The following is a 10,174-nucleotide window of genomic DNA, read 5'->3' as shown; positions in this document are numbered from 1 at the left end:
TCAATCCTTAATAGCTTAATATCAATAAAGTGTCCAATTTTCTTGGGTCACTACAAAGATCCGGTTTTTATTACTGAATTATTGAATTAAGCCAGTCTAGTTGACCTTCAATTCTAGAAATAGCTCTAGTTAAAATTAAATAGTGTCCAAAGTTTGCTTGTATTTTTTTGTCATCAGAAAATAGCAACTTTTGTCTTTCTTTTAAATGTTCAAGTTGACCATTTAAAAGATTTTTTTCTTCATCGATCATTTTTAAAATGCGGGGATCATTCTTGTCCTGGATGAAGAACATTTTCAGAGAAAAAGAATCATTGTTGACTGGGAGCTCAAGGGGTTCATCTAACCAATCATTTAATACCTTTTCTCCTTCAGATGTCATAGAATAATCAAATTCTTTGGCATTATTCTCTTTTTTCTTTTTTTCAATCCAGCCATCATTCAGCATTTTTTGCAGTTCTGGATAAACTTGACTGTGAGATGCCTTCCAGAATTCCCCAATTTCATTCTTAAATTGTTGTGTAATATCTTTACCTGAAATTACAGGATTCTGCTTCAAAATACCTAAAATAATATAAGGTAAAACTCTCTTTTTAGGCATAAAGGCCACCTCATTCTATTAGCAAACTACTTATTAATTCTTTCATAGTCGCTATTATAATACTTACCAGCGCGAATATCATCAGTCATTCCCTTATAAGGTGCTTCAGCAATAACTTCTTCATTATCTACACCGGCATCCCCAATATAAGTAATAGTCGCAAATTCAGGAACAACCATCTTAGGATAAGTTTCGTACTTTTCACGAGATTCATGCATTAAATCAATATGTTCATTTTGGAAACATACTGTAATTTCAGGATGATCTTGAACCCACTTAGGGAAGAAGATAGTTCCGTTAAGCTTATGTTCGTTTGGAACAAAGTCTAAGGCAACATCAGTACCAGTTGGTTCAGTCCATGCAATTTTGTAAATTCCTTCGGTAAGCATGTTGATATGTGCTTCTTGTCCCTTTACCCAACGTCCTGCAACCATTCCGCCGTGAATACGATAATCAACGGTATGATCATTCTTGCAGTACCATTCATATTCCCAACCATTATCGTAAGTGTAGATGAAGTGAGTACCTACAAAATCGTCTAGAGTCTTGAATTTCTTGTCCATATTGTTTAAATTTGCCATTTTATCGTCTCCTTTTATGTTTATATCGACATAACTTTCATATTTATTATATGTCGTTATTGACATAAATGCAAATAAAATTTAAAAATACAGTATTTTAAACTTGTACCATTAATGTCCTGACGTTACTTTAATTCCAATGATGCTAATAACTAACAGAATAACAAAGACCCATGTTATCGGTGAAAACTGATCATGAAATAGCACCACACCTACAATAATGGAGCCAACTGCACCAATCCCCGTCCAAACAGGATATGCGATACTCAATGACAAGTCTTTGGTTGCTAAAATTAATCCACCAAATGAAATGATCATCCCCACAATAGTGGCAATTGAATAGCCTAGCACTGAGAAGCCATTACTCAACTTCATCATTGTTGCCCAAACCACTTCAAAAATGCCTGCAATTACTAAATAGATCCATGACATAAAAATTCCTCCTAAAACAAAAAATGCCAAGCAACAATTACTTTCTTCAAAGACCTAATGAAAGTAATCATTACTTGGCTTCCCCGGTGGGAATATTTTCAATATTTATCTTGCTTCATAGTCTAGCAAATTAAAGATTTTAAGTAAAGCTGCTGTTTTTTCAGCCATCATGATTGTGTTAGCATACCTTTAAAAGGAAAGACTAACTCAAAGATGGAGGGATTCTGATGACGATCACACAACTGCGCTACTTGCTTGAACTTTACAATTCTTCTAACGCCACACAAGCTGCACAAAAATTGCATATTACACGTCCTGCTCTAACTAACGGGATCCGTCAATTAGAACAAGATCTTAATTGCCAGCTAATTAAGACCACTAGCAACAATCAAATCATCTTCACTGATAATGGAAAAAAAGTAGTATTACAAGCCCAGAAGATCATAAGTGATGTTGATGAATTATACAAAATCGTTCAAACGCAAAATGATCATGTCCTTCGCATCGGCTTAGTCAGCAACATTCAACCTATTATGGAAGAACTTAGCAATTACCGTGATGGGAAAATTTCTCTCACCTTTCAAGTTCAAGATGAGTTATACCAGTCAATCAAGCATGATCAACTAGACTTAGCCTTCACATTGTTTACTGATCAGCATCCCTTATCCGATCCAGACATGCAATTTGACCCGCTCTTTAAAGATCATCTAGGTGCATTTACAATCGCTGGCAATCCACTAAATCAGAAGAAAGAAGTCACCTATTCTGATTTACAAAAAGAAAGCATCATTATCAGTCATGATCAAGATAACGAAAAATTCATCCAAAAGATCATCCAAGAACATGGTCCTTTAAATATCATCCTAACAACGCCAGGAATCAATTTAGTTCATCACATCATGGACAATGAAACGGTTCTAATCGGCCGTAAGACGCAACTAGAATTTTCACCATATAAAAACGAAGTCAACTTAACAGAGCTACCTATCAAACTTCTGAATCAAATTACTTTTTCATTTGGTTGGCTATACCGCACCAATCATCACTTCACTAAGGATGAACGCAAACTAATTAGGTCAATTACCGCTAGCTTCTATTAGGTGTAACTAAAACTTTCACCTGCGTAAATAACCGTAAATTTTCAAAGAAGCTCCTCGCCTGTATGATAAGCATGTAATCAAATGAGATATGCAAAATATACGGAGGACAAAAAATGAAATTATTAATTTTAGGTGCTGCTGGTAAGATCGGTCAATTAGTAACTGAAGACGTCATCAACGATCAAAACGTTGAATTAACTTTATTTGCTCATGATGCTCAAAAGCGTTTAGCAAAATTTGCTTCACACAAAAATGTTAAATTCGTTGACGGTGACTTTTTAGACCAAGATGCAATGGACAAGGCAATGCAAGGACAAAACATGGTTGTATTAGCTTACATGCCTAAGAAGGATCCAGAAGCAAAAGTAATCGTTGATGCTATGGAAAAGGCTGGCGTTAAGCGCTGCGTTATCACTGGTGCATTCGGCATCTTCAATGAACTTGAAGAACCAATGCGTACTAAGCAAGAAAAGTTAGCTCACGGCTACGATGGTCCACTTTACACTCAATTAAAGAAAGACGCCAAATTGTTTGACGACAGCCAAGTCGACGACACCTACTTGCGTATGCCATGGCTTAACGATGAAGACACTGAAGAATTAGAAGTTGTGCCTAAGGGTAAGATGATGCACGGCGCTGGCGTTTCACGTAAAGCTGTTGCTAAGCTAATTTCAAAAATCGTTAAGGATCCATCATTATACTCAAACGACAACATCGGTTTACAAGGCCTTAAATAATTAGCCCCATACTCAATCGACACTTTGGTTTATAAAGCCCCAAATAATTAACTTCCCCTATCAAAAAAGTGTACTATTCTCCATCAAGAGAAACAGTACACTTTTTCTTTATCCACAATTATTAATCAAAATATCTAAAAATTTCATCCAAGTTGTTAGCTAAAGCTGGGAATGTGTATGTCAAATTGTCGTTAACAAACTTAGCTGGATCCTTTCTGCCAATAAGTGGCAAGAAGTTGTTGATATCATCAGTGGCATTAATGCTGAGTTCTGATGCACCGATAACTTCATTATCTTTGTTAAAGATCACCTTCAACTCAGCATTAGGATCGCCTTCACCCATTGCGATGAAAGTATCGGCTAAGTCTAAAGTCTTAACGTAATCACCATCTTGCATTTCACTCTCACGAATTCCAACTTGGGCAATTTCTGGATAAGTGAAGGCATTAGTAGCTACGGGTGGGTACTTAATTGGATCTTTGATGCCCTTTTCAATGAAGTCATAGATATAGTATGCATCAACCCAAGCAACAGGGGTTAAGTTAGGTTGACCATTGTCGGCTACATCCCCAGCTGCAAAGATACTTGGGATATTAGTCTGCATGTGTTCGTTAACCTTAACACCCTTATGAGGATCAAATTCAACGCCAACTTCTTCAAGTCCCATGCCGTCAACATTAGGTGTTCTACCAGATGCATTAATAACCAAGCCGGTATCATAAGTATCGCCATTAGTGGTTGTAACAGTGTAACCTTCACCATTTTTAGCGATTTCCTTAATTGGTGCATTCAAGTGGAACTTAACGCCACGCTCTTCCATGATCTGCTTCAACTTTTCAACATAATCTTGGTCAAATGGACGAAGCAAACGATCAGAGTGCTGCAAGATAGTCACGTCTACTCCAGCAGCATTCAAAATTGTAGCAAGTTCTAAGGCAACGTAGCCACCGCCAATAACCACGGCCTTATCTGGAAGGCTATCTAATTCAAAGAATTCGTTGTTGGTAATTGCATATTCATTACCAGGAACATCAAGATCACGTGGTCTAAGGCCAGTCGCAATGATAATGTTCTTGCCTTCATATTCTTGATCGTCCACTCTAACTGTGTGAGGACCAGTAATTACGCCCTTGCCTTGAGCAGTAGTAACTTGCTCAGTAGTGGTGTTAGCACGGCCGTTCTTACGAAAAGCACCCCAGATTTTCTTTTTGCGACTAATCAAAGAAGACCAATCAATCTTGGCAGCTTCCTTGATTCCTTTGCCTTCTAGGTATTGACTAGCCAAAACTGGTCGAACTGTACCTTCCATGAAGATCTTAGGTTGGCAACCAGTGTTAGGGCAAGTACCGCCCCAGAAGCCCTTTTCGATTACTAAGACTGACTTTGAAGTGTTTTGAAGTTTTGCGCGTAAGTGAATGGCAACGGGGCCACTACCGATGATGATGTAGTCGAATTTTTTCATGATTCTCCTCCTAAAACAAATACTTGCTTTAAAAATATCACTTATTTTAGGTAAGTGCAAATCTAGTGCTTAATCAAAAAGAGAGTGGTGAACTAGTTTTTATTGCATTAAAAAAGTGTACTACTTTCGATTACTTGAAATAGTACACTTCTTATTTTCTAGTTAAAATAATTAGTTTTCCTTCTTACGACTGAACCAAATAAGTCCAAGACCACTTAATAAAGTTATGCCTAAAACTGAAAGCAAACTTGCGACTTCATGATCACTGCCAGTTTGTGGTAATTCTTCAGAAGCTTGTTGGTTACTTTGCGCCTTAACCACTGCCGTCTTAACAGTAGTAGCTTGAGCCTTCTTGTTTGGTTGAACTCCAGCGATAGGCTTTGGTGCAACATTCTCAGATGGTGCTTGTTTTTCAGTTGGAGCTTTCTTAGTTGAAACAGCTGCTGGATTTTCAGCCTTTACAGGTCCAGCTACTGTCTGCTCTGGTTCATCGGTTGAAGTATCAGTTGGAATCGTCTCATTTGTGTCTGGAACTGATGGCACTTCAGGTTTTACAGATGGGGTTTCTGGTTGTTCAGGCTTATCTTCTGGTGGAGTAACAGGTTGCTCTGGTTTAACTGAAGGATTTTCTGGATCCACTGTTGGATCACCAGTATCATGCTTAAGTTTTGTGTAAGTAATGTCAATTACTGAATCAGCAGTTTCTGGGGTGACAGTTTCACTCTTAACTACAGCAATGCTAGGTGCATATCCTTCAATTGCTGGAGTGGTAAACTCATCAAATGAATTCTTGCTTGTTTGCCATGCTTGATCGCCTTGTGCCATGGTGTATTCAGCAATTCCGTCTCCGTTGTTATCGTAACCTAACTTGGTATCAACTTGATCAACACCAATTACACGACCTTCGTCATCATATACCAAATTATTACTTGTACTAATCAAACCAACCCGTGAAAAATCAACTTTCTGCGTTTCAGTGGCAATTTTTCCATCAGGATTATGTACATTGATAGTACGAGTAACAGTCTTATTTAAATCGTCAGTAGTAAAACCATATTCCGGATGTGCAGGATCGATATCAACGACTGTATCAGCATAATAACTTGCTTCACAGTCGTATTTAATTACCAAATTACCAAAAGCTTCTGGACCTATGTAACTCAATGAGCCATCAGGATTATGTACAAGAGGGGCATTACTGATAATAAGTTGTCCATACTCATTTTGAAAAACCATTGTCATCTTAGTCACTAATACTTTTGCTCCCTCAGAATCAGAGAGGAAGAATTCATTTGACTTAAGCCCTAACTTCTTTAATTCTTCGTTAGAGAGGTCTTTGGTTGGCATATTCAAGTCATTTAGAAAATCCGTATCCGTAACTTCGTTACCTACATCCGTGTACATTTTTCCATCAATATGGAAAGTATAACCATTGTAGACAACGTCACGAGGATCTTTTACCACTTTAAAAGTTAGATTTTTAAAATTATTAAGTTTTTCAAAATGATGCGTTGAGTTTTCTTGTCCGTTAGCTTGACTAGATTTCTTACTTTTATCTGACGCAGCCTTTTCTTCTTCAGCTTTTGTATCTGTAGCAACTTTTTCATCCTGCTTTTTTTGCTCAGCAGTTGCTTGCTTTTTATCCAATTCATTTGAATCAGACTTAAGATCTTTTGATTCTTCATTCTCTGGCTTTTCAGCCTTAGCTTGTTCATTTTGTTCAGTAGGCGTTTGACTTGCAGCTGCTTCACTTGTTTCAGTAGGATCAGCCTTTGCATCTTCAGCTTGAGGTTGCTCACTTTGACTAGCAGGTGTTTGATTTACATCCACATCATTTGTCCCTTTAGCGGCTTGTGCTTTATCTAACGTATTTACCGCAGAATTATCATCTTTCGATACCACTTCAATTTTAGGTTGTTGGTCTGGAGTAACAGTTTCAGCATTAACTTGCGTTGTCATTGCGCCGCCCATAAAAATTGTGGTGCCTAAAAGAACGGATGTTACTCCAAAATTAAATTTACGAAGTCCATAATGTGGAACTTGTTTAGTTACAATAGCGAATTTATTATTTCTAGTACTCTTCCCGAACATGATATGCCTCCTAAAGAATGCATCTTTCATGTATAAATAAATCCTTATTCCTTATATTTCTATTATATAACGTATACGGTTTCATTTAAATAACAATGCTTTATTTATCCGCGTAAAATATCACAGTATCCTATTTTTGATTAAAGGGTTCAGTCCATTGGTATTATTAAGTTCTTATATTTATTATTTTAAATAACTAGCATCATAATCTGTAAACAGAGCAGTAATTTAATAATGCTATACGATTATAGTAAATACCGTGATTACTATATTTGTTTTTACTTATATCCAATTTGATTTAGCTAAATAAAAAAAGCATACTGCATCCCCTCTTCGGAAAATCAGTATGCTTTTCAAATCAATATTATTAGTACCCTACTTATTTGCCACAGCAATTCTCTCTTTACTATGTTCCGGCTTTACAATTTCGCTGACAACTAATTCAGCCATTGTTCCAGAAGTAGTCTTAGATTCATGCTTGTCATTGTAAAGCAAATTATCTTTACCCAAAATATAACCATCACTTGCCGGACCGGCCTCAAACGTCATTGATGGTGAAATGCCCAGCCAATCTACATCATTAACTTCTTTCAAGTAATTCAATTCATTCAATTGTTGACGAGGGGTGTTAATCCAGGCATCTGAATCAGGCAACTTAGCTATATCTTCAACAAATAAGTGATTGTCATCCCCTGTGTGCAAACTACCAGCACCCAAGATAATAATTAAACGTTGTTTATTCTTGCGAGCAATCTCAACCAACTTTTTGGCAAGCTTAGTTTGATCAGCAGCTTGGGCTGGTGCTGTACCAAAAGCATCAACGATCACGTCAAAGTCGGCTAACAATTTTTCATCCATTGTTAAAACGTCACCGACAAGCAAATTTGCTTGATCACCAAGCACTTTTTTAGCCTTCGCTTCATTACGAATGATACCAGTGACTTTTAAATCATCGTTTTTCTCAGCAAGTTTATAAATTGCACTACCTGCCATACCAGATGCGCCGATAATTCCTACTTTTGTCATGTTCAAGGCTTCCTTTCTGACAAAATAATTATCTTTAACTATCTTTTATTTTATAGCTAAAATTATTTTCAAGCTAAATATTGGGCAGCTCCATACCGATTCTCCTTACGAGCCATTTTCATCAAAGGTATAATTATCCATAGACATTACTTTCAATATAGATATGAGGTATAAGATGAAAACATTTTTTATAATTCTACTGCTAGCCCTTATCGCCAGCTCTTGCGGCTTTCACAAATATGTATGGTTCATTTCTCTAGGATATGGTGCCGCAGTCGCTTTAATCGACGCTGGTCTTCTCTTTATCTTTCCGCGTTCACTCACCATCGGAACAATCCTAGCATGTGTGCTTCTCATCGCTTATGGCTGTCGTCTTTCTGGCTATCTGATTTATCGCAAAAGAAAAACAGCTTACAAGAAACGCATGAAAGGTGAAGTAACATCAAACAATGAAGTTCCATTTGGAGCAAAAATCGGGATTTGGGTTGCCGCATCCCTTCTGTACGCTCTTCAAACTTCCCCTGTGATGTTTCGACTCATGAATCACAAAGGCACAGATGCTTTCTGCATTATTGGACTAATCGTATCTGCCATCGGTTTAATTCTAGAAACAACTGCCGATCTTCAGAAGAATAATGCTAAGAAAAAGAGCCCAGGACGCTTCGTCGATACTGGTTTATTCAAATTAGTGCGTTGCCCTAACTACCTTGGTGAAATGATCTTTTGGACAGGCTTTTTTATCTCTGGCTGGAACGTTTGTCAAAACGCTGCTGAATGGATCTGCATTATCCTTGGTTACGTTGGCATCATCTACGTCATGTTTAGCGGAGCTCGTAGACTCGAAATTCGCCAAGATAAAAATTATGGAAAACTTCCTGAATATCAAAAATACAAGTCTACTACGCCAATTATGATTCCGTTCATCCATCTTTACTCAGTGAAGAAACACAAGTGGTTGGTGGCATAATGAACAAGACAAATATCCCTCAAGGATTTACTCTTTCTATGGCAGTTATGGACTGTTTACCTGTTCTTTTCTTTAGCATCGGCTTCGCTGTATTAGCCACTCGCTTTAATAGTCATTTATTCCGACTTGGTATCTTTTTAGTGATCCTAGTCGGCGCACTTAAGGCTGGATGGAAATTTGTCATTGCGCTATGCCATAAGGATTTAAATGTTCTTAATAAGCAAATGCGATTTTTAATGCCTATTGGATTTGTGCTGATGCTAGTTGCAATGGTTATTGATCGCAATAAGTGGTCTTGGAATGCAATGATCAATCACATAACAAGAATGCCTGCTAACCTTTTCTTTCTTGGCGGAATAATCGGCATTATTGCTTTGATCTGGTTTGCTAAGCATCAAGACGGCAGGGATGCCAAGGTTAATTGGAAAGAACAAGCCATTAATTCATTTACTCAGCTTTGCATAATGCTTGGAATATTATTTTAGTGAAAAAAGTGTACTGCTCCTCTTTGAAAGTAAGCAGTACACTTTTTAATTTTATATGACGACTACTTAAATTGATCCCAGTAGTCGTCATTTGATTCTACAATTGGATCATCTGGTAATTTTTTCTTCTGAATTAATTGATCGCGAATTATTGCATACTCTAAAGAGTCTCTTTTAGTCTGTGCTGACTTTTTCAGCGATTTTCCACTCTTCATTTAATAGTCTCCCTTATAATGCTAAATATGCTATCATCACAATATAATACAAAGGTATTTTTCCACGACAAGGAGGATAACTAATGAAAAAAGATCTTAATTACTATATGAATCTTAATTATCCAACTGAATTTCAAAAAATCGTAGAAGACGATGATGAAACTTATTATCGTGTGACTATCCCAAAATTGCCAGGTTTAATTGCTTACGGTGACTCTATCAAAGAAGGATTGTGTGAACTTGAAGAAGCTGAAAAAGCATGGTTTTCTTCTTGTATTCGCCGTAATGTCAAAATACCTGAATATATTTAAAAAGCAAGATAAGTGTACTGCATCCTGAAGTGGGACCTAAAAAGTAGACATTTTAAAACATAGGATTAATAGAGGCTTGATTCCGATATTCTTTCGGAGTTAAGCCTTTTAATCTGCTCTTTATCCTTTCTTCGTTATAGTATTTGATATATTCCTCTATAGCTTGAGC

12 protein-coding genes and 1 pseudogene are annotated in these 10,174 nt (G+C 37.0%); 5 read left to right on the top strand and 8 right to left on the bottom strand.

The genetic code is table 11. The features are described from left to right. Positions 1-70 precede the first annotated feature (70 nt). From RDN22_RS10145 to RDN22_RS10135, 3 genes are all read right to left on the bottom strand, one after another. On the bottom strand, positions 71-598 hold the full coding sequence (locus RDN22_RS10145) for a PadR family transcriptional regulator (RefSeq protein ID WP_308557964.1): 528 nt from the start codon (positions 596-598) through the stop codon (positions 71-73). 26 nt (positions 599-624) lie between these two features. Beyond that, positions 625-1,161, bottom strand: coding sequence for a phenolic acid decarboxylase (locus RDN22_RS10140; RefSeq protein ID WP_308557966.1), 537 nt, complete (start codon positions 1,159-1,161; stop codon positions 625-627). Positions 1,162-1,290: 129 nt separating this feature from the next. Further along, complete coding sequence (locus tag RDN22_RS10135; RefSeq protein WP_308557963.1) at positions 1,291-1,611, bottom strand: multidrug efflux SMR transporter; 321 nt, start codon at positions 1,609-1,611, stop codon at positions 1,291-1,293. A gap of 227 nt (positions 1,612-1,838) precedes the next feature. Between RDN22_RS10135 and RDN22_RS10130 the strand changes: the two genes are divergently transcribed. Together RDN22_RS10130 and RDN22_RS10125 are read left to right on the top strand one after the other, a co-directional pair. Then, the gene (locus tag RDN22_RS10130) at positions 1,839-2,711 is read left to right on the top strand and encodes a LysR family transcriptional regulator (protein ID WP_308557961.1); all 873 of its coding nucleotides are present in this window, start codon (positions 1,839-1,841) and stop codon (positions 2,709-2,711) included. 113 nt (positions 2,712-2,824) lie between these two features. Beyond that, on the top strand, positions 2,825-3,448 hold the full coding sequence (locus tag RDN22_RS10125) for an NAD(P)H-binding protein (RefSeq protein ID WP_308557959.1): 624 nt from the start codon (positions 2,825-2,827) through the stop codon (positions 3,446-3,448). Between the two features lie 121 nt (positions 3,449-3,569). On the opposite strand, the gene RDN22_RS10120 is transcribed toward RDN22_RS10125, so the two are convergent. The 3 genes from RDN22_RS10120 to RDN22_RS10110 all read right to left on the bottom strand — a co-directional run bounded on the left by RDN22_RS10120 (position 3,570) and on the right by RDN22_RS10110 (position 8,027). Then, complete coding sequence (locus RDN22_RS10120; protein ID WP_308557957.1) at positions 3,570-4,910, bottom strand: NAD(P)/FAD-dependent oxidoreductase; 1,341 nt, start codon at positions 4,908-4,910, stop codon at positions 3,570-3,572. A 171-nt stretch (positions 4,911-5,081) separates the two neighbouring features. Next, complete coding sequence (locus RDN22_RS10115) at positions 5,082-7,001, bottom strand: YSIRK-type signal peptide-containing protein (protein ID WP_308557955.1); 1,920 nt, start codon at positions 6,999-7,001, stop codon at positions 5,082-5,084. Between the two features lie 375 nt (positions 7,002-7,376). Beyond that, positions 7,377-8,027: an NAD(P)H-binding protein gene (locus RDN22_RS10110; RefSeq protein WP_308557953.1), complete on the bottom strand. Its 651-nt coding sequence runs from the start codon at positions 8,025-8,027 to the stop codon at positions 7,377-7,379. 163 nt (positions 8,028-8,190) lie between these two features. On the opposite strand from RDN22_RS10110, the gene RDN22_RS10105 reads away from it, so the two are divergent. Together RDN22_RS10105 and RDN22_RS10100 are read left to right on the top strand one after the other, a co-directional pair. Continuing rightward, positions 8,191-8,994 (top strand): DUF1295 domain-containing protein, encoded by an 804-nt coding sequence (locus RDN22_RS10105; protein WP_308557951.1) that lies wholly within the window; start codon positions 8,191-8,193, stop codon positions 8,992-8,994. Continuing rightward, entirely contained in the window at positions 8,979-9,479 is a 501-nt protein-coding gene (locus RDN22_RS10100) for a hypothetical protein (RefSeq protein WP_308557948.1), read from the top strand. The genes RDN22_RS10105 and RDN22_RS10100 overlap by 16 nt, the downstream gene beginning before the upstream one ends. A 62-nt stretch (positions 9,480-9,541) precedes the next feature. Here the strand turns inward: RDN22_RS10100 and RDN22_RS10095 are convergent. Further along, positions 9,542-9,655, bottom strand: a pseudogene (locus RDN22_RS10095) (type II toxin-antitoxin system Phd/YefM family antitoxin); the annotation flags it as partial. Positions 9,656-9,777: 122 nt separating this feature from the next. On the opposite strand from RDN22_RS10095, the gene RDN22_RS10090 reads away from it, so the two are divergent. Next, positions 9,778-10,005: a type II toxin-antitoxin system HicB family antitoxin gene (locus RDN22_RS10090; RefSeq protein ID WP_308557946.1), complete on the top strand. Its 228-nt coding sequence runs from the start codon at positions 9,778-9,780 to the stop codon at positions 10,003-10,005. Positions 10,006-10,057: 52 nt separating this feature from the next. On the opposite strand, the gene RDN22_RS10085 is transcribed toward RDN22_RS10090, so the two are convergent. Beyond that, positions 10,058-10,174 (bottom strand): IS3 family transposase (locus RDN22_RS10085; RefSeq protein WP_308554877.1); only part of this gene is annotated, 117 nt, incomplete at its 5' end.

The organism is uncultured Lactobacillus sp., from assembly GCF_902491705.1.
Taxonomy (GTDB): Bacteria; Bacillota; Bacilli; order Lactobacillales; family Lactobacillaceae; genus Lactobacillus.
The sequence above is the reverse complement of the archived record's forward strand: the minus strand, read 5'-3'. Positions and strand labels throughout refer to the sequence as shown.